Origin of the sequence: Variovorax paradoxus B4, assembly GCF_000463015.1 — a bacterium.
Lineage (GTDB): Bacteria > Pseudomonadota > Gammaproteobacteria > Burkholderiales > Burkholderiaceae_C > Variovorax > Variovorax paradoxus_E.
On record NC_022247.1, the window covers coordinates 3,486,226 to 3,505,760 of the forward strand.

The window sequence follows — 19,535 nt, forward strand, 5'->3', positions numbered from 1 at the left end:
ATGAACATCCTGCACCGCACCGTCGAACTCACCGGCATGCACGCGGTGCGGCTTCACGGCGTGGGGGCGCTGGCTTCGCGGCTCTATGTGTACCTCGCGGGTTTCGCGGCGCTGTTCCTGATGGCCGCGCACGTCTCGCCTTCGGACTTCGGCGAATACTCGATCTACCAGTCGGTGATGGAAGTGGCGCTGGTGGTGGCCATGCTGGGCAGTCCGCTGCTCTTCGCGCGCCATGCCGCCACCGTGCCGCCGGGCGTGCGCCGCGGCGACGTGGTCCGCACGCTGGCCGTCGGGCTTCCGCTGGCCGCGCTTCTGAGCGCCGCCGTCCTGCGCATCCAGCACCTGCCGGTGGCGGGCGCGCCTTTCGCGCTGCTGATGGCGGCGCTCGCGGTGTTCTCGTTCATGAGCCTGCGCCTGTCGTACAGCCGGGGTCTGGGCCGTGCCGGCCTGCTCAACCTGGAGGGAGGCATCCGCTCGACCATCCTGGTCATCGGCGTGGCGGCTTTCGTCGCGTGGGGCGCCGAGCTGCGCGCGACGCAACTGCTGCTCATCAACCTGCTGGCCTTCCTGCTGGTGGGCGCGGCCTGCATGCAGACCCGCTGGGTCGTGGGCCCGCCGCCCGGACGCGCCGCCCTCGAGCTGGCGTCGCAGGGCAGCGCCACCGTCTATTCGCTGCTGATGTTCCTGCTTCGCAAGTCGGACCTGCTGGTGGTGGCCTTCTTCATGCCGCTCGGGTATGTGGGCGCCTTCAAGATCGCCTTCCTGCTGGCGGAGGCTCCGTCGCAGTTCGTGCAGGCCTTTCTCTACACCAAGACGCGTCCCATGCTGGGCACCGATGCCGCGAGCTCAGACGGCTCGGAGCTGCGGCTGGCGAAGCACTCGTTCCTGCTGGGCTGCGCGCTCTTCGCCGGGCTCGCCGTGGTGATCACGGCCGCCGCGCCGCTGCTGAAGGTCGGGCGCGAGTCGCTCGAGATCTTCCTGTGCATGACGCCCTACTTCCTGCTGCGCACCTACACGGTCCACCACGAGATGCTGCTCGCGCTCAAGGTGCCGATGGGCTCGCTGGGATGGTGGGCGCTCGCCGAGGTGCTGCTGCGGCTCCTGTCGTACGGCGCCGTGGTTTCAATCTTTCCCGGCAAGCCGCACTACGTGTTCTTCATTGCCGCCGTTTCCGACCTGCTCCTCTACGAGGTGCGGATGCGTGCGCTGTTCGGCTTCTTTCCGCTCGCGCGGCTGGTTCGCGGTTCCTTCCCGAGGCCTTCATGAAAATCTTGCTCTATTCGATGAACTTCACACCCGAGCTCGTCGGCATCGGCAAGTACTCGGGCGAGATGGCCCAGTGGCTGCATGCCAAGGGCCACGAGGTCCGGGTGATTGCCTCGCCGCCGTTCTTTCCGCACTGGGCGCCGTTCGAAGGGCACTCGGCCTGGGCGTACCGCAAGACGGACTGGAACGGCATCACGGTCTGGCGCGCGCCCACCTGGGTGCCCGCGCGGCCGCGGGCGCTGGCGCGCATGGCGCATCTGTTCTCCTTCATGCTGTCGAGCATGCCGCTGCTCTTCGGGCAGATCCGCTGGAAGCCGGATCTGGTCTTCGTCGTGGAGCCGCCCCTTTTCTGCGCGCCGGCTGTGCTCTTCTTCTCGCGGATGCTCGGCATCAAGTCGTGGCTGCACATCCAGGACTACGAGGTGGATGCCGCCTTCGACCTGGGCCTGGTGCGCGGCGCGCGGGTGCGGCGCTTCGCGCTCTCCGCGGAGCGCTGGCTCCTGAGCCGCTTCAGCCGGGTGTCGACCATCTCCGCCGCGATGCTCGACAAGGCCAGGAACAAGGGCATCGACGAAACCCGGCTGGTGCTTCTTCCCAATTGGGTGGACGTGCGCTCGATCTTCCCGCACCCGGGCGCCGCATCGGGCGCGAACGGCTACCGGGCCATGCTCGGCATTCCGGACGATGCGGTCGTGGTGCTCTATGCGGGCAGCCTGGGCAGCAAGCAGGGCATCGAACTGCTGGCCGATGCGGCGGGCCGGCTGGCGGCCGCCAGGCACATCCACTTCGTGCTCTGCGGCAACGGGCCGAGCCGCGAACCGCTGAAAGCCGCATGCGCCGGCCTGGACCACGTGCACTTTCTCGACCTGCAGCCGGCCGAGCGGCTCAACGAGCTGCTGGGAATGGCCGACATCCACGTGCTGCCGCAGCGCGCTGACGCCGCGGACCTGGTGATGCCGTCGAAGCTGGGCGGCATGCTCGCGAGCGGCAAGGCCGTGATCGTCACGGCCCATGCGGGCACCGAGCTGAGCAACGTGGTGTCGGGCCGCGGCCTGGTGGTTGCGCCCGGCGACGCCGATGCGCTGGCCGAGGCCATCGCGCAGCTCGCCACGTCGCGCCCGCAGCGCGAAGCCATGGGCGCGGCCGGCCGTTCGTTCGCCGAAACGCAGCTGGACCAGAACGCCATCCTGCAGCGCCTGGAGCGCGAGTTGCTGCGCTGCCTCGCCGACTGACACCGCACGCCACGGCCACCACGCACCTTCACTCCCTCCAACTCCAACCTGGGGATCCACATGTCCGACACCATTCCTCCTTCCGACACGCCGGATCCCGGCCGCATGCCGGAGCGCCGGAAAACCAATCCGCCGGGCCTCTGTCCACCGCCCGAACCGCTGTGGCCGCACTTCCTCACCGGGCAGGAAGACGCACCGGTGCGCGTACTGCTCATCGACGACGACGAATTCATGCGGCGCGTGATCGCCCAGGAATTGCTGTCGGACATGCGCATCCAGCTCGAAGGGCAAGGCAGCAGCGTGCGCGATGGCCGCCGCCTGCTGGCGACCCATGAGTTCGACGTGCTGATGGTCGACCTGCGGCTTGGCGACGGATCGGGCTTCGATCTGATCCGCGAGGCGCGCAAGCTGCACCGCTACTGCGAAATCATCGTGATCTCCGCGCTGGAGGACGATGCCCACGTGATGCACGCGTTCGAGCTCGGCGCCACCGGCTACCTGCTCAAGCACGCCTGGCTGCAGAGCTTTGCCGAGGCCGTGCTGCAGGTGGTCAACGGCGGCGCGGCCATCACGCCCAAGCTGACGCGCCGGCTGCTGACGCGCATGAACCTGCACGGCAGCGGCGAACGGCCCGCAACGGAGGCGCCGCTGCGCGAGGCGACGTTGACCGCGCGCGAACGTGAGGTCCTGCGCTTCGTGGCGCGCGGCTGCGTTTCCAAGGAGATCAGCATGAGGCTCGGGATCTCGGGGCAGACCGTCAACGCCCACATCAAGAACATCTACAAGAAGCTGCACGTGCATTCGCGCGCGCAGGCGGTGAGCCTGGCCACCCACACCGGCCAGCTCTGAGCAAAGCGCCCACCACTTCACCAGGATGACGCCATGACCACCCCCACCATCCATCCCGTCGTGCTGTGTGGCGGCAGCGGCACGCGCCTGTGGCCTCTTTCGCGCAAGACCCTGCCCAAGCAGTTCGCGCCGCTGATCGGCGACAAGAGCCTGCTGCAGCTGACGCTGGAGCGCCTGTGCAGCCTGAACAGCAACATCACCTGCGTGGCATCGGAAGACCATCGCTTCCTGGTGCGCGAAGCGGTCGACGAGGCCGGCGCCACGGGCCGCCAGATCCTCGAGCCGGTGGCGCGCAACACGGCGGCTGCCATGGCCGCGGCGGCGCTGCGCGCCGGCAGGGACGACCTGCTGCTGTTCGCGCCGGCCGACCATCACATTCCCGACACGGCGCTTTTCGCGCAGACGGTGCGCAGCGGCGTCGAGGCCGCGCTGGCCGGGCAGATCGTGACCTTCGGCGTGGCGCCCAGCTTCGCCAGCACGGCCTATGGCTACATCGAGGCCGGCGCGCCCTCGGCCGACGGCCACAGCCACGCGGTGGTGCGCTTCGTGGAAAAGCCGACGGCGGCCGTGGCCGAGTCGCTCATCCTGCACGGCGGCTATTGCTGGAACGCCGGCATCTTCCTGGCGCGCGCCGACATCCTCGTTGCGGCGCTGCGCATGCACGCGCCCGACATCCTGCAGGCCTGCGAACGCGCCACCGCCGCCATCTCGGCCGACGGCAGTTTCGACCGGCTGGACCGCGAGGCCTTCGAGGCCTGCCGCAGCGACAGCATCGACTACGCGGTGCTCGAAAAGCACCCGGGCATCTCGGTCGTGAAGTTCAACGGCAACTGGAGCGATGTCGGCAGCTGGAACGCGGTGGCCACGCTGCATCCGGCGGACGGCACCGGCAACCGCCTGAGCGGCAAGGCCAGCGCCCTGCGCTCGAGCGACACCTTCATCCATGCGCCGCATCGCCGCGTGGTGGCGCTGGGCACCAGCCGCCTGATCATCGTGGACACCCCCGACGCCGTGCTGGTGGCGGGCGCGGACTGCGCCGAGCAGGTCGGCGACGTGGTGCGGATGCTCGCCACCGAAGGCCAGGCCGAGGCCACCGAACACCGGCGCGTGGTGCGGCCCTGGGGCGCCTACGACAAGCTCGACTTCGGCGAGCGCTTCCAGGTGAAGCGGCTCACCGTGAAGCCCGGTGCCAAGCTGTCGCTGCAGATGCACCACCACCGCGCCGAGCACTGGATCGTGGTCCAGGGCACGGCCAGGGCCACCTGCGACGGGCAGGTCAGCCTGGTGCGCGAGAACGAATCCATCTACCTTCCGCTGGGCGCCATCCACCGGCTGGAGAACCCGGGCAAGACGATGCTGGAAGTGATCGAGGTGCAGACCGGCGGCTACCTGGGCGAGGACGACATCGTGCGCTTCGACGACACCTACGGCCGCTGCCCTTCGATCAAGACGCGCGGCGATGCGGCGGAGCTGCCGCTGCCCGATTCCGCCATGCCCGCCGAGGCCGATGCCGTGCCGCAAATGGCCCCGATCCCGTAGCCTGACGCAGCCATCACGTAGCATCCGCCCCCATGAGCTACACAGTGAACCTGATCGATTTCCCCGATGCACCGGCCGACGTCATTTCTGCGGCCGAGGCGCGCTTCCGCCGCGAACTCGACAAGCTGCTGGGCGACGGCGTGGGGCCGGCGCTGAAGGCTTTCGAGAACGCCAGCGAGTCGAGCGCCGACGAGTTCACCAAGGACGACGTCGCGTTGGCGGCAAGCTGGGCCAAGGCCTACGCCGCCGCCAAGACGGCGGGCTTTCGCGCGCTGGGCGAGGCCGACGAAGCCTATTTCGAAGTTCGGCTCGACTGACGGGCGCGAGCAGGGCCTCCATGACGAAGCTCTGGCCTGCCCTGCTGACCGCCGCCCTGCTCTCGGGCTGCGCCGCGCCTTCCGTCACGCCCGCACCCACGCCCGTGCCGGCGGTGCCGGCGGTGCCGGCTGCCGGCGCGGTGACGTGGCAGTACGTGCGCTCGACCTGGCACGAGGCGCGGCAGCCGGGCCTGGGCATCAGCCACCGCTACCAGAGCCGCGTGGGCTGGATCGACGTCTACCTGTACGACCTGAAGCAGGGCCACTGGCAGGCGGGCGTCGACGATCCGCGCTTCGACGCGCAATTCAAGTCTTCCGTGGAAGAGGTCCGGCTCGCGAGCGCGAGGGGCCTCTACGCCGAAGTGGAGGTCGGCCCCGTCAGCGACGTGCGGATCGAGGGGCAGGACTTTCGCCGCGTGAGCTTTCGCATCGTGCACGCCGTCACGCGCAAGGCCTACGAGTCGTTCACCTTTCTCACGGCGCGCAACGGCCGGCTGCTGAAGTACCGCATGTCGTTCGACGCGCCGGCACCGGCCGACGTGGATGCCATTGCCCGCGAATTCATCGAGCACGACCTGCGCAGCGGGCCGGACATGCCGAGGGCCGCGCAGCCGCTCTTCGACACCTGAGCCCGGTGCGCCACGGCCTTGCGAAAATACTGTTTTTTTATACAGTGTTTCCTCTAGAATTACTCGTCTCCAAGAGCAAACATTCAAGGCGACACCATGACCCCCGCCAGCCCGCCGGCGCCCTCTGCGCGAATCCTGTTTTTCTCGCCGCTGCGGCGCTCGCAGCCGCGCCAGCCTGTGGGCCGGATCTCGACCTGGCCCTTTCGCGTGGCCACGGAAAAAGACCGCGACGGCGGCAGCATCCCTTTCGACGGCAATGACGTGCGCCTGCATGCGGCGCGCGTGCTGCGCACCACGGCCGAGCACTGGTGGCCACCGGCCGGCTGAGCGCGAATGGCGAATGGCGAATGGCGAATGGCGAATGGGAACCTACGCGCCCTCGTGCGCGCCGGGTTCGCCGAGCAGGTCCTGCGCGTCGTCGTCGAAGCCCGCAATGGGCTGGGCCTTGGCAAGCGCGAGCCACACGCCGAACGGAATGCGGTCGAAGGCGCGATGCACGGCGGCGCGCGCCACCACCAGCCGTTCGCCTTCGAGCACCAGCACGCCGCACTCCGGCGGAATTTCGTCGGGCGATGCAATGCAGCGGCCGCGTGCATCGTTGCCCAGCACATACCAGCACTCGCCCCCCAGATCGAGGTAGGCCGCGCGCTTGTCGGGCTTGCGCAGGTCGCCCAGCAGATCGCCGCGGCTCACCTTCACCTCGTGCACGACGGGATGCGCATAGGCCTCGACGCTGGTATTGCGGATCGAGAACACATCGGGCCGCGCAATGCACCAGCGCGGCTTGCCGCCTTCCTCGAGCGGCGGCAGGCGCGCCCGCAGGCCGAGGCCGCGCCAGGCAATGCGGCCGCCGCGCGTCATCTCGCGCGCCACGCGCTCGACCAGTGCCTCGTGCGGCGAGAGCACCGCGCGGTTGATGGTGAGCGTGGTGGCGATGCGTGCAATGCCGGCGTCGGTCACGCGCAAGGTCTCGTGGCCGTGCGGCGTGCGCACGCGTTCGAGGAAACCGCCCGCCAGCAGCTCGACCTCGATGGCGTCGCAGCAGGGCCAGCCCGCCGAACGGTAAATCTCGCGCAGCCGCCGCGCATGCAGTTTTCCGAACGGCACCTCGCCGGCCCTCTGCATGGGTGGCTCCACCACGGGCGGCGGAAAACCCGGATCGGTGAACGGTGGCTCCACGGGTGGTGGATCGCCCTCGGGCGGAGGCCCGGGCGGCGGTGGCGGCGGCATGGGAATCGGCACGTCCGGTGCGGGCGGCGGCGGCCCGATATGCGCGACAACGGCGGGAACAAGGGCGAGTGCGGACATGGGGGAAACAGGTTAGCGAAAAGTCGTGGTGTGCGCGAGACATTGAACGATCGGTTGCATTCGATGCCATCAATGGAAGTCGCGGCTGGTGTTGCTCAGCGCCAGCCGGCCCATGAGCGGCGTCAGGTCCTTGAAGCCGGTGGCGATCAGGTGCTGCACCTTGCCGCCGCTGTCGTCGTCGCGCTGCCAGGTGCCCTGCACCGCGAGCAGGTGCGACTTCAGGAGCGGCTCGCGCCAGGCCTCGATGACATGGTTCCAGACGATGACGTTGACGTTGCCGGTCTCGTCCTCGAGCGTGACGAAGATGGTGCCGTTGGCGGTTCCCGGGCGCTGGCGGCCCTTGACGATGCCGCAGGCACGCGCGGTCTGGCCGCTGGGCAGCGCGCGCAGCTGCTCCGCGCTCATGAGCTTCATGCGCGCCAGGCGCGAGCGCAGCAGCGCAAGCGGATGGCGGCGCAGCGTGAGGCCGAGCGCTGCGTAGTCGCCGACGATCTCCTCGCCCTCGGGCGCCGCGGGCAGCAGCAGGACCTGCTCATTGATCGGCACGCCCTTGAGCAAGGCCGGCGAGTGGTCACCCATGCCGCGGGTGGCGGTGGCGTCCCACACCTGCTGGCGACGGTGGCCCGAGAGCGACATCAGCGCATCGGCCGCGGCCAGCGCCGCCATGTCCTTGCCGTCGAGCTCGGCGCGCAGCGCGAGGTCTTCGGTGCCGGTGAAGGGTGCTTGCGCGCGCGCTTCGAGCAGGCGCCTGGCGCCCTCCTTGCTGAGGCTTGAAATGCGGTTCAGGCCGAGCCGCACCGCGGGCTGGTCCTCGTTGCCGAGGCGATCGGCGTAGCGCGCATCGGTGCCCGCAGGCATGCGTGGCGCATCGGGGGCGCGTGCTTCGAGCGTGGTGTCCATGTCGCTGCACGCGACATCGACCGGCCGCACCTCGACGCCATGCCGCCGCGCATCCTGCACCAGCTGCGAGGGGCTGTAGAAGCCCATGGGCTGCGAGTCGAGCAGCGCCGCAAGGAAGCAGGCCGGCTCGTAGTTCTTGAGCCAGCTGCTCACGGTAACCAGCAAGGCAAAGCTCGCGGCGTGGCTTTCGGGAAAGCCGTAGTCGCCGAAGCCGAGGATCTGCTTGAAGATGGCCTCGGCGAACTCGGCCTTGTAGCCGTTGTCGGTCATGCCCTTCACGAGCTTGTGGTGGAACTTCTCGAGGCCGCCCTTGCGCTTCCATGCCGCCATGGCGCGTCGCAGCTGGTCGGCCTCGTCGGCCGTGAACCTGGCCGCGATCATCGCGATCTGCATCACCTGCTCCTGGAAGATCGGAATGCCCAGCGTGCGCTCCAGCGCGGGCTTCAGTTCTTCCTTCTCGTAATGGATCGCCAGGCCCTTGGCCACCCGCTCGCGCTGCTTGAGATAGGGATGCACCATGCCGCCCTGGATGGGCCCGGGCCGCACGATCGCGACCTCGATCACCAGGTCTTCGTAGCTGCGCGGCTTCAGGCGGGGCAGCATCGACATCTGCGCCCGGCTCTCGATCTGGAACACGCCGATGGTGTCGGCGTCGCAGATCATGTCGAACACCTTCTGGTCGTCGTTGGGGATGTGGTGCATCTGCACCCTCCCGCCGCGCCAGCGGTTCATATGGTCGAGCCCGCGCCGTATCGCGCTGAGCATGCCGAGCGCGAGCACGTCGACCTTGAGCATGCCCATGGCTTCGAGGTCGTCTTTCTCCCACTGGATGACGGAGCGATCTTTCATGGACGCCTTCTCGACCGGCACCAGCCGCGTGAGCCTGGTGTGCGTGAGCACGAAGCCACCCACATGCTGGCTCAGGTGGCGCGGAAAGCCCTTGAGCCGCTGCGTCATCTCGATCCATTGCACCAGCTTGAGCTCGTCTTCCTCCACGTCGACGCGCGCGGCCGCCTTGAACAACTGCTCGCCCAGCACGGTGTCGTCGAACCAGTAGTGGTCCTTGGCGAATTCGTCGATCAACCGTTCGTCGATGCCCATGGCCTTGCCCACGTCGCGCAAGGCGCTGCGTGAGCGGTAGCAGATGACGACGGCCGCGATGGCCGCGCGATCGCGGCCGTATTTCTCGTAGATGTACTGGATGACTTCTTCGCGCCGCTGGTGCTCGAAGTCGACGTCGATGTCGGGCGGCTCGTGGCGATGGCGGCTCAGGAAGCGCTCGAACAGCAGGTGGCCTTTTTCAGGGTCGATCGCGGTAATTCCGAGGCAATAGCAGACCGCTGAATTGGCCGAGGAGCCGCGGCCTTGGCAAAGGATCTCCTTCGACTTGGCAAAACGCACGATGTCCTCCACGGTCAGGAAGAACATCTCGTATTTGAGATCAATGATTAATTGCAGCTCTTTATGCACCTGCATGCAAACGTTCGCGGGAATGCCCGAGGCATATCTTTCAAGCGGGTACTTTTTGAGCGCGCCCTCCCACGTCTTGCGCACCAGCGTCTCGGCCGGCGTCTCGCTGGTTCCCACGGTTTCGAGCGGGTACTTGTAGTTCTCGCGGATCACCTCCGGATCGAACCGGCAGCGTGCGGCCACCACCAGCGTGTTCGCGAGCATCCGGGGCAGATAGAGCTCGGCCAGCCGCAGCCGCTGCCGCAGATGCCGCTCGGCATTCGACTGCAGCGCAAAGCCGCACGCGGCCACCGTCTTGCCTTCGCGCACGGCCGTCAGCACGTCGTGCAGCGGCTTGCTCGAACGCGCATGCATGTGCACGTCGCCGGCCGCCACCAGCGGCACGCCCGCCTGCTCGCCCGCCTGCATCAGCGCGACGAACCAGAGGTCGTCGTCGAGCTCGTTGAGCATTTCCACGGCCAGCCACAGGTTCCCTGCGTAGAGCGCCTTGGCGGCCATCAGGTCTTCATGCAGCGTGGCCGCGTCCACGGCGCCGCCCGGCTCCCGGTGCGGCACGAAAAGAACCTGGCAGTCCTGCAGCGAGGCCACGTCGCTGTCCTCCCAGCTCACGCGGTATTCGCCCTTGGGCAACTCGGTGTTGCGCGCGGCGGTGATGAACTCGCACAGGTTGCCCCAGCCCTCGGTGCCGTTCGCGATCACCACCAGCCTGAAGCGCTCGAAGCGGAACTCGCTGCCGAACAGCAGCCGGAAACCGGGGTTGCGCGGGATCTGCGCTTCGTCGGGATGCTCGCGCTCGTATTCGTCGAGCTTGGCCGGCAGTTCGCGCAGGCAGACGTGCGCGCGCACGATGCCCGCCACCGAGCACTCGTCGGTGATGGCCAGGGCCGTGTAGCCGAGCTGGTAGGCACGCTCGACCATCTCCTCGGGCGTCGAGGCGCCGCGCTGGAAGCTGAAGTTGGTGAGGCAATGCAGCTCGGCATAGTCCGGCAGGCGCGGCAGCCCTGGCAGCTCCTGGCTGGACCGCGCCCGCTGCGGCAGTGCATGCACCTTGGCCGAGTTGCGCCCGCGCAGCTGCTTGTCGCTCAGGTCAGGCATAGAACCCCTGCAGGTACCAGCGCACCTCGCCCGGAGAAAAGCGCGCCGAGGGCCGCTCGCGAAAGACCCACACCAGGCCGGCCTCGGGGCTTTCCGCCACGTAGTAGTCGCGCATCGCGGGCTGGCCGCCGTCCTCCTTGCCGCCCCACCAGCCCGCCTCGATGCGCTGCGGCCCGACCAGCTTGCGCAGCGGACCCCGATAGCACGGGCGCTCGCCATCCATCTCGAGCAGCAGGGGTTCGGGCAGCAGCCACGGCGGGTAGATGGCATCGGGCTGCGAAGCCGCGGCCTTCGCTTCCCTGCGGGCCTTGTCGGGCGGGGCCTTGTCCTGCTGCAGCGCGGGGCGCCAGGCCTGCTTGCGCTCGGGCCGGTGGTCGGCCTGCGCCGCGGGCACCACCACCTGGTGCGCTCCGAGCCGCACGCTGAGCCGCTCGACCATCTCGTGCAGCTTGTCGCCCTTGCGGTTGTCCTCGGGCAGGAAGCTGGTGCTGGCGCCGGCCCATGGATCGGTTTCGAGCGTGCGCAGCGCGAGCCAGCTCGCGGGCGCCGCGAGCGTGGTGAGAGCCAGCTTTTCGGACAGCAGTCGGCGCAGGTGCGCCATGTCCTGCGTGGGCTCGGCCGTGCGTACGGTGACCTGCTGGCGCGGCGGCAGGTTCACGCCGTTGAAGCGCTTGAGGTCGAGCGTCCACTGCAGTTCGAGCGCGCGCGCGCCGCGCTGGCGCGCGCGCAGCCAGATCTGCAGCGCCGTGAGCAGGCGGTTGGCCGACCACATCAGCTCGGGCGCCGTCTCGGCCAGCGCGGGCAGCTCCAGCTTCTGCTCGAACACATCGGGCAGCGTGAGCCAGCCGTGGCTTTCGGGGCGCAGGCCCCAGGCGATGTCGAGCGCTTCGCGCAGCGCCGCGCCGAAGCGCCGCGTGAGGCCGCCGCGCGGCAGGGCCGCCACCTCGCCCCAGGTGCGGCAGCCCAGGCGCGCGAGCAGGTCGAGGTGTTCGCGCGCGGCGCTCAGGGTGTCCAGCGGCAGGCCGGCCGGCACGTCCTGGGGCCGTGGCTCGTCGCGCTCGAACAGGCGCAGCCGCGCCAGCGCGATCAGGCTCGTGGCGCCCTGCGCGCCCAGCATGCGCACGTCGGGCGCGGGGTTGGAGGCGACCAGCTGCCGCATCAACTGAAGCCGCCCGCCCCACAGCCGCTCGCAGGCCGAGACCTCGAGCATCAGCGCCTCCTCCTGCCAGGCGACGTGCGGTGTGTAGTGCAGTGCCCACCAGCCCAGCGCCTCGGGCGTGGGCAGGGTCGGCGCTTCGGATGCATCGGTTTCAGGCAACCACTGCAATGCGATCCAGTGCATTCCCGTTCCCTTTCCACGCGTCGATGCGCACCACGGTCGCGGACGTTGCCGCTTCGCCGGCGGGCACCGTGCCCTGCTGCTGCAGCCGCAGCTTGCGGCGCAGCCGGGCGGCGGCCAGCAGCGCGCTCATGCGCTCGTTGCGCGCGGGCAGCATCACGGGCGCGGCCAGCGGCGGGCCGCGGCGCTTCAGGATGCGCAGTTCGATCTGCGACGCATCGGCCTCGCAGCTTTCCACCTGAAGGCGCAGCCGTGCCGGCGATGCGCCCTGCGCGGCCGATGCGGGCCGGCACACGAAAAGCAGCACGTCGTGCTGGGCGGCCGCCAGCTGCAGCCGGCGCAGCTCGCCCACCCGGGCCTGCGGCAGCCAGGCCAGCACCGCGGCCACGTCGGCGCAGCGCAGCGCCTGCTCGCAGGCCCACAGCCGCGCGGGCGGCGCATCGCTGCGGACCCACATCAGCGCCTCCACCGGCAGCCCCTGCGCCGCGAGCGCCGCCGCGCAGGGCTCGTAGGGCGCGCCGATCAGCACCACCGGCCCGCCGTGCGCCTGCACCGCCTGCGCCAGCGCGGGCAGCAGCAGCCGCCAGACATGGGCTTCGGGCGCGGTCTGCAGCAGTTCCGTCATGGCGCCGACCGGCCAGCCGCCCCCCGGCAACTCCGCGTCGAGCGCGGCGTGGCCGGTGGCGACGACCTGCGCGTCGGCCAGGCCGAGTTCGTCGGCATGCCAGACGCCACGGCCCGCGGCAGCGGAAAAGGAGTCGAGGAAAGGGAGGCCCATGATGCAACTGTTAACTGTATTTTTATACAGTATTCCATGCATCGCAACCGGCAAAGCCCGCTGGAGGGGCTTTCCTTGCGCGGTGGCCCTCTGCGCCGTCCCGGCCGATACTGAAAGCTGTAACGGCAAAGCCACCCCCGAAGGACTTTTTCTCCCGTGACCCTGCCGGTAAACGGTCTTTCCCTCACGCGCGCCCGGCTGCTGCGGCTGGGCATGGCGCTGTGCGCCGGCGCAGCGCTTCCCCCCGCATCCGCGCAGCAAGGCAGCCTGAAGATGAACACCCGCCCCATCCCCTCCACGCAAGAAGCCCTGCCGGTGGTCGGCTGCGGCACCTGGATCGGCTTCGACCAGCGGCCCGGCAGCGACGAATACCAGCGCCTGCCCGGCGTGCTCGACGCGCTGTTCGCGGCCGGCGGCACGGTGATCGACAGCTCGCCGATGTACGGCCGCTCCGAAGAAACCACCGGCGAACTGCTGGCCGCCGCAGCGAAGCAGCGCGAGAACAAGGCCTTTCTCGCCACCAAGGTCTGGACCTCGGGCCGCGAGGCCGGCATTGCGCAGATGGAGCAGTCGTTCACGCGGCTGCGCACCCAGCGCATGGACCTGATGCAGGTGCACAACCTGATGGACTGGAAGACCCACCTCCCCACCCTGCGTAATTGGAAAGACAAGGGCCGCGTCCGCTACATCGGCATCACGCACTACACGGCCTCGGCCTACGGCGAAGTTGAGGCCGTGCTGCGCGCCGAGAAGCTCGACTTCCTGCAGATCAACTATTCGCTCGACGCGCGCGAGGCCGAGGAGCGCCTGCTGCCGCTCGCGGCCGAGCGCGGCGTGGCGGTGATCGTCAACATGCCCTTCGGCGGCGGTGGGCTCTTGCGGCGTCTGCGCGACAAGCCGCTGCCCGCCTGGGCCGGCGAGATCGGCTGCGCGAGCTGGGCGCAGGTGCTGCTGAAGTTCGTGCTGAGCCACCCGGCCGTGACCTGCACCATTCCCGGCACCAGCCGCGCCGGGCACATGGCCGACAACGCCGCGGCCGGCGCCGGCGCGTTCCCCGATGCGGCGTTCTGGCGCAGCAAAGCGCCATCGATCGGACTCTGACCCGCCGCCGCGGCTATTCGAACTTCACGTTGTGCTGCCGCACGGTGGCGCCGAAGGCCTCGTACTGCGCGCGGAAGAATTCGGCGAACTTCACGGGGCTCATGCCATAGCCCTCGAAGCCCTGCTGCACCAGCTGCGCATGCACGTCGGGCCGCTTGAGCGTGTTCTGCAGTTCCTGCGACAGCTTGTCGGTGATGGCCTGCGGCAGCCCCGGCGGCCCGAAGAAGCCGGCCCAGGGCGTGATGGTGAGCTTGCCCAGCCCGAGCTCGCCGCCCGTGGGCACGTCGGGCAGCAAGGCGCTGCGCTGCGGCAGCAGCGTGGCCAGCGCGCGGATGCGTCCTTCCTTCACGAAGCCGGGCGCCAGCGTGCCGGTGGTGAACATCATGTGGATCTGCCCGCCCAGCAGGTCGGTCATGGCCTGCATGTCGCCCTTGTAGCGCGCGTTGACCACCTTGCGCTCGCCCAGGAGCTGCAGCATGGCCAGCTCCGAAGCGCTGTTGCTCGATGCCGAGTTGTAGGCACCGGGCTTGGCCGCCACCATGGCCAGCAACTCGTTCACGCTCTTCGCCGGCAGGCTGGCCGGCACCACCAGGAACATCGAGAACTGGCCGGCCGAGCTGATCGGCGTGAAGGCCTTGAACGGGTCGTAGGGCGGCGTGGGCCGCAGCGTGGGCGCCGCCACCATCGCGGTGTTGGTGCCCATCAGCAAGGTGTAGCCGTCGGGCTTGGCGGACGAGGTGGCCTGCGCCGCCAGCACGCCGTCGGCGCCGGGGCGGTTCTCCACGATCACCTGCTGGCCGAGCTGCTTGGAGAGCCCCTCCGCGATGATGCGCGTGAGCGCGTCGGCGCCGCCGCCGGGCGCAAAGCCGACGATCAGGCGCAGCGGCTTGTCCGGATAGCTGCCCTCGGCGCTCCAGGCTGCCGCGCCCGGCAGCATGGCCAGCGTGCCGCCGGCCGCGAGGGCCGCCAGCGTCAGGTTTCTGCGTCGCATGTCGTTGCTCCTTCTTCAGTCAAAAGAGATGCCGCACACCGAACTCCCAACCCGACGAGCGGCGCCCGCCCGCCGGTGCCACGCCGCCGCTCACCACATAGCGCGCCTGGCCGCCGTTCATGAGCCGCGCATAGGTGCCGTAGAGCGCGGTGCGCTTCGAGAGGTTGTGCACGTAGCCGATACCGAACTGGCGCGCGTCGTCGCGGTTGCGCGGCATGCCGTTGGCGTTGCGCAGGCTCTCGTCGCTGCGGTCGTCCAGGTAGGCATAGCTCACGCGGATGCGGCCGACCTCGAAGGCCGGAATGTGCGCACCGATCTCGGCGGTGTTCTTGCGCACCGTGCCGGCGGCAAGCTTCACCGTCACCTTGTTGTAGAGCGCGAAGAACTTCGCAAAGCCCGCGTCCCACGAGCCGCCGATGTTGGCATGCGTGTAGTTGCCGATGGCGGCGGTGGCATTGAAGTGCGTGCGCGTGACGGCCGCCGCGATGTCGAACGCGCCCGAGGCAAAGCCGAAGCGCGCACCGGCAAAGTTGCCGTCGTCGCGGTTCGGCGCGGTGGAGTCGTTCTCCCCGGTGCCGATCATCGCCATGCCGTAGAAGCCGCCGAGCCCGGCCGGCAGCCAGTAGCTCGCCGTGTTGCTGCCCGTGATGCCGGTGGGCAGCGGCCCGGTGCCAGCGCCCGCAAACGTGAGGTTGCCTGCGCGCGCCACGCCGTTGGCGTTGAAGGGATCGAAGTAGATGCTGTTGTAGTGCGTGGGGATGAAGTCGCGGCCCAGGCGCAGCTCGCCGAACTTCTGGTGCGACAGGCTGACGAAGGACATGCGGTCGAAGGCAATCGGCCCCGCCGTGCCCGCGCCGCTCGCCTGGTTGTTGCTGTTGCTCGGCCTGCCCGTGCCGATGTCGGGGTTCAGGCTACCTTCGAGCCAGAAGCCCGCGCGCAGGCCGCCGCCCAGGTCTTCGGTGCCGCGGAATCCGAGCCGGCTGGTCGAAAGGCCGCCGTTCGACAGCGCCTTGACCGAGCCGCCGCCCTCGCCTTTCGTGTACTGCACGCCAAGGTCCACCACGCCGAACACGGTGACGCTGGACTGCGCGTGCGCCGCGCCGCCGCCGGCCAGCGCCAGTGCCGACCCCATCAAGAATCTCTTCATGTTTTCTTGTCTCCTGCTTCTTCTCTTGGTTGAAAAACTCGTGAACGCGCGCAGGGCTGCGCCACCGGGTGCGCGCGGGGGTGCGCACCGGTTGGCGAAGGCCGGGGTGAAAAAGGTCTAGCCCGAGGGCTCGGGTCGTTCGGTGCGCACGAGCACGGCGCCCTTCGACAGCGGGCTCACGTTGCGCCGGTACTGCTGCAGCCAGCCGGTATCGAAGGCCGGCGGGGGCGCCTGCCAGTCGGCACGGCGCGCAGCGAGTTCCGCATCGGTCAATGCGATGTCGAGACGGCGTGCATCGAGGTCGATGGTGATCACGTCGCCATCGCGCACCAGCCCGAGCGGCCCGCCGAGCGCGGCTTCGGGCGACACCTCGGCCACCACCAGCCCCTTGCAGACCAGGCCCGAGAGATGCCCGTCGGTCAGGATCGCGACCTGGTCGCCCAGGCCCGCGCCGTCGATCGCGAAGACCACGCGCGAGGCGCCGCCGCCCATGGCCGGACCGCCGCAGGCGCCGGCGCCGCGCATCACGACCACCTGGCCCGGCAAGATCTCACCGCCCTTGAGCGCCGCGATGGCCGCGTCCGAGGTCCAGAAGCACACGGCCGGTCCCGTGAAGCTGCGCACCTTGCGCTCCATGATGCCGGTCTTGATGAGGCCCGACTCGGGCGCGAGGTTGCCGCGCAGCAGCACGATGGCGGGATGCGGCGCGACCGGGCGGTCGATGGGGCGGATCACCTCGGGCTGCGTCACCTCGGCATCGCGCAGGTTGTCGGCCACGGTGCCGCCCGTGACGGTGAGCGCGCCGGTGTCGAGCAGCGGCGCGAGCTGCTTCATCAGAGCGCGGCAACCGCCCGCTGCCTCGAAGGCCTCGATGCTGTGCTCGCCGATCGGCCGCACGCCGGCCAGCACCGGCGTCGTCGGGCCGAGGCTTTCGAACAGGCCGTACACGTCGACGCCGCACTCCCCTTCGGTCGACACGGCCTGCAGGTGCTTGGCCGTGTTGAGCGAACCGCCGATGGCCAGCACCGCGCGCACCGCGTTGGCAAAGGCGCCGGGCGTGAGGATGTCGCGCGGCTTGAGGTCGTTCCACACCATCTGCACGATGCGCGTGCCGGCGGCGCGCACGTCGGCCATCATCTTTTGGCTCAGCGCGGCCACCGGCGCACTGCCCGGCAAGGCCATGCCGAGCGCCTCGCAGACGATGTGCATCGAGTTGGCCGTGCCCAGGCCCGAGCACACGCCCGGCCCGCGGATCGCCTCGCGGCTCATGCCCACGAGTTCTTCCACCGGCAGGTGGCCCGTGACCGCATGCATCGCGCCGATGAACACTTCCTCGATGTCCATGTGCCGGCCCTGGTACTCGCCGCTGGGCTGGTAGCCGCAGGGCACCAGCAGCGTCGGGATGTTGAGGCGCGCGGCCGCCATGAGCTGGCCCGGCACGGTCTTGTCGCACGAGGTGAGGCACACCATGCCGTCGAGCTGCGCGCCTTCGACGGCCACCTCGATGTCGTTGGTCACGAGGTCGCGCGCGCCGAGCATGTAGGCGCCGCGCGCGCCGGCGCCGGTGATGAAGTCGCTGGGCGCGGCGGTGCGGATCTCGAACGGCACGCCGCCCGCGGCGCGGATCGCGGCCTTCACTTCCACCGCCACGCGGTCGAGGTGGCTGAAGCACGCCGCGAGTTCCGACGAACTGTTGACGATGGCGATCTTGGGCTTCTCGCAGTCTTCCTCGGGGATGCCGAGCGCGCGCCAGTGGGCGTTGCGCACCGACCAGAGATAGGAACCGCGCGGGAAGTTGCTGCGCAGGGGGCGGGTGGTCATGGGCGGTCTCCGGACTTGTTCTTCCTCGTGATCTCGATCACGCCGCGGTCGGCGTCCACGCGCACCCAGTCGCCGGTGGCTATGCATTCGAGCGGGTCGCGCTCGAAGTCGGTCATCGAGGGCGAATGCGTGACCACGGCGCCGAGCGCCATCTTGGTGGTCATCTCGTTGAACAGGAACGCCGCGGGCGCCGAGTTCATGAGCCGCGTCATGTGGAACATCGCGGACCAGCCCGACGAGCCCTTGGCACCCGGAAACACCAGCACCTTGCCCGCGAAGCTCTGGCCGCGCAGCTCGTGCCGCGTCTCGATGACGGTGCCGGTGCGCGGATCGATGCCGCCCCAGCCCGAGATGCGGTCGCGCGTGACGAGTGCCTCGCCTTCGGCCACGCCGCCGACCACCTTGCGGCCGCGAATCACGATGGTCTCTTCAGCCGTGACTGCGTCGTTCATGCGTTGCCTCCGTTCCAGCGGCCGGTGCACGCCGCATCGACGCATTCCGCCGTGCTGCCAAACCACGCCTGCACGCCGAGGATCGCGGGCAGGTAGTGCGCCTGCTTGGCCGAATCGAGCGCCACGGTCTTCGTGCCCTTGGGCACGGCGCGGCTCATGGCGGAGCAGCTGTCGGTCATGAGGATGCCGCCTGCGTCCTCGATGATCTTCGTGTAGCCGTTGCGGTCGGCCAGCGACTTGATGGCGCGCGGCGTGAAGATCCACAGCTCGCAATCCGGGTGCACCTTGCGGCCCTCGATGAGTTGCGCGGCCTCCCAGATCTGCTCGATGGTGTAGTGCGGACAGCCGAGCATCACGTACTGCACCTCGGCGTCCTTGCCCGTCGCGTTGATCTTCTCGTAGGTGGCGCGGCGCTCGGCTTCGCCAAAGCGCAGCACCTCCACCGGCGCACGGCCGCCGAGCGCCTGCTCGAGCGTGAGCGCCTCGGGCGTGATGCCGGCGATGTGGTACATCTCCACGCCGCCCGAGGACGAAGCCGCCGCACCGAAGTGCTTGAGCCGCGGCAGGTTGGGCACGCGGCCGATGCCGCGCCGGCTGTGCACCACCGGCACGCGCTCCTGCACATGCTCGCCGATGTAGTAGCCGAGCAGGCCCCAGTCCTGCACCGATTCGACCTCGACATCGAGCTCGACCACGTGCGTGGCATGGCGGTTCTCGTCGAGGTGATAGCCCCAGTAGGGAATGCGGCCCGTGAGCATGGCGGCGCCAGTGCTCTCGCGGCCTTCCGTGTTCGTGCGTGCGCCGAGCACCGAGTTGCAATACACCACGGCCGACGATTCCATCCACGCGCAGTGCTCGCCGCGCGTCGGGATGTTGCCGACCTGGTAGGGCGTGCAGGTGTTCATGATCTGCGCGCCCAGGCCCGCCGCATGGCGCTCGCTCTTGTTGTAGAACTGCACGATCTCCTCGCTCACGCCCATGCGCTCGGGCTGACCGGGGTCGAAGCCCAGCTGCAGGTGGCTCGTGAAGACCTTGAACTTCGGGATCTCGACGGTCTCCTGGCTGTCGAGGCTGAACTCGGAGAACACCGCGTCCATGCCGCCGCCCTTGGCCAGCGCGAAGTCGCGCTGGAACGGCGTGGTCGAGGTGATGGTGGCGCAGACGTTGCGCGTCTCCACCAGCCGCTCGGCGCCCAGCGCTTCGCCGTAGCGCATCAGCAGGTCCATCGCCTTCTGCACGGCCGGTCCGTCGCGGCCGTCCATCATGGCTTTTTCTTCATCGCTCAGGTGCATGGCCTGTGT

Annotated in this window: 17 protein-coding genes; 8 read left to right on the forward strand and 9 right to left on the reverse strand. The window is 69.2% G+C overall.

Annotated features, from left to right (window positions below):
* The 7 genes from VAPA_RS16240 (at position 1) to VAPA_RS16270 (ending at position 6,159) form a co-directional block, all read left to right on the forward strand.
* Complete coding sequence (locus tag VAPA_RS16240; protein ID WP_021007852.1) at positions 1 to 1,266, forward strand: lipopolysaccharide biosynthesis protein; 1,266 nt, start codon at positions 1 to 3, stop codon at positions 1,264 to 1,266.
* Positions 1,263 to 2,498 (forward strand): glycosyltransferase WbuB, encoded by a 1,236-nt coding sequence (locus VAPA_RS16245; protein ID WP_021007853.1) that lies wholly within the window; start codon positions 1,263 to 1,265, stop codon positions 2,496 to 2,498. The genes VAPA_RS16240 and VAPA_RS16245 overlap by 4 nt, the downstream gene beginning before the upstream one ends.
* Positions 2,499 to 2,558: 60 nt before the next feature.
* The gene (locus VAPA_RS16250) at positions 2,559 to 3,347 is read left to right on the forward strand and encodes a LuxR C-terminal-related transcriptional regulator (protein ID WP_021007854.1); all 789 of its coding nucleotides are present in this window, start codon (positions 2,559 to 2,561) and stop codon (positions 3,345 to 3,347) included.
* Between the two features lie 33 nt (positions 3,348 to 3,380).
* Positions 3,381 to 4,886 carry a mannose-1-phosphate guanylyltransferase/mannose-6-phosphate isomerase gene (locus tag VAPA_RS16255; RefSeq protein ID WP_021007855.1) on the forward strand — a complete coding sequence of 502 codons (1,506 nt, stop codon included), beginning with the start codon at positions 3,381 to 3,383 and terminating at the stop codon, positions 4,884 to 4,886.
* Positions 4,887 to 4,918: 32 nt separating this feature from the next.
* Entirely contained in the window at positions 4,919 to 5,203 is a 285-nt protein-coding gene (locus VAPA_RS16260) for a hypothetical protein (RefSeq protein ID WP_021007856.1), read from the forward strand.
* 20 nt (positions 5,204 to 5,223) lie between these two features.
* On the forward strand, positions 5,224 to 5,832 hold the full coding sequence (locus tag VAPA_RS16265) for a hypothetical protein (protein WP_021007857.1): 609 nt from the start codon (positions 5,224 to 5,226) through the stop codon (positions 5,830 to 5,832).
* Positions 5,833 to 5,928: 96 nt separating this feature from the next.
* Positions 5,929 to 6,159 carry a hypothetical protein gene (locus VAPA_RS16270; protein WP_021007858.1) on the forward strand — a complete coding sequence of 77 codons (231 nt, stop codon included), beginning with the start codon at positions 5,929 to 5,931 and terminating at the stop codon, positions 6,157 to 6,159.
* 42 nt (positions 6,160 to 6,201) lie between these two features.
* Here the strand turns inward: VAPA_RS16270 and VAPA_RS16275 are convergent, their stop codons facing one another.
* The 4 genes from VAPA_RS16275 to imuA all read right to left on the reverse strand — a co-directional run bounded on the left by VAPA_RS16275 (position 6,202) and on the right by imuA (position 12,722).
* Positions 6,202 to 7,140: a hypothetical protein gene (locus VAPA_RS16275; RefSeq protein WP_021007859.1), complete on the reverse strand. Its 939-nt coding sequence runs from the start codon at positions 7,138 to 7,140 to the stop codon at positions 6,202 to 6,204.
* 69 nt (positions 7,141 to 7,209) lie between these two features.
* Positions 7,210 to 10,605: an error-prone DNA polymerase gene (locus tag VAPA_RS16280; protein WP_021007860.1), complete on the reverse strand. Its 3,396-nt coding sequence runs from the start codon at positions 10,603 to 10,605 to the stop codon at positions 7,210 to 7,212.
* A complete protein-coding gene (locus VAPA_RS16285; protein WP_021007861.1) occupies positions 10,598 to 11,947 on the reverse strand; it encodes a Y-family DNA polymerase in 1,350 nt (449 codons plus the stop codon). The genes VAPA_RS16280 and VAPA_RS16285 overlap by 8 nt, the downstream gene beginning before the upstream one ends.
* Positions 11,916 to 12,722 carry a translesion DNA synthesis-associated protein ImuA gene (imuA, locus tag VAPA_RS16290; protein WP_021007862.1) on the reverse strand — a complete coding sequence of 269 codons (807 nt, stop codon included), beginning with the start codon at positions 12,720 to 12,722 and terminating at the stop codon, positions 11,916 to 11,918. The genes VAPA_RS16285 and imuA overlap by 32 nt, the downstream gene beginning before the upstream one ends.
* Before the next feature lie 213 nt (positions 12,723 to 12,935).
* Between imuA and VAPA_RS16295 the strand changes: the two genes are divergently transcribed.
* Positions 12,936 to 13,823, forward strand: coding sequence for an aldo/keto reductase (locus VAPA_RS16295; RefSeq protein ID WP_329604100.1), 888 nt, complete (start codon positions 12,936 to 12,938; stop codon positions 13,821 to 13,823).
* Positions 13,824 to 13,836: 13 nt separating this feature from the next.
* On the opposite strand, the gene VAPA_RS16300 is transcribed toward VAPA_RS16295, so the two are convergent.
* The 5 genes from VAPA_RS16300 to VAPA_RS16320 form a co-directional block, all read right to left on the reverse strand.
* Positions 13,837 to 14,814: a Bug family tripartite tricarboxylate transporter substrate binding protein gene (locus tag VAPA_RS16300; protein ID WP_021007864.1), complete on the reverse strand. Its 978-nt coding sequence runs from the start codon at positions 14,812 to 14,814 to the stop codon at positions 13,837 to 13,839.
* Between the two features lie 19 nt (positions 14,815 to 14,833).
* Positions 14,834 to 15,961, reverse strand: coding sequence for a porin (locus VAPA_RS16305; protein WP_021007865.1), 1,128 nt, complete (start codon positions 15,959 to 15,961; stop codon positions 14,834 to 14,836).
* 117 nt (positions 15,962 to 16,078) lie between these two features.
* Positions 16,079 to 17,782: a dihydroxy-acid dehydratase gene (gene ilvD / locus VAPA_RS16310; protein ID WP_021007866.1), complete on the reverse strand. Its 1,704-nt coding sequence runs from the start codon at positions 17,780 to 17,782 to the stop codon at positions 16,079 to 16,081.
* Positions 17,779 to 18,234 carry an aconitase X swivel domain-containing protein gene (locus VAPA_RS16315; RefSeq protein WP_021007867.1) on the reverse strand — a complete coding sequence of 152 codons (456 nt, stop codon included), beginning with the start codon at positions 18,232 to 18,234 and terminating at the stop codon, positions 17,779 to 17,781. The genes ilvD and VAPA_RS16315 overlap by 4 nt, the downstream gene beginning before the upstream one ends.
* Positions 18,231 to 19,526, reverse strand: coding sequence for an aconitase X (locus VAPA_RS16320; protein ID WP_021007868.1), 1,296 nt, complete (start codon positions 19,524 to 19,526; stop codon positions 18,231 to 18,233). Before VAPA_RS16320 ends, VAPA_RS16315 begins: the two co-directional genes overlap by 4 nt.
* Positions 19,527 to 19,535 lie beyond the last annotated feature (9 nt).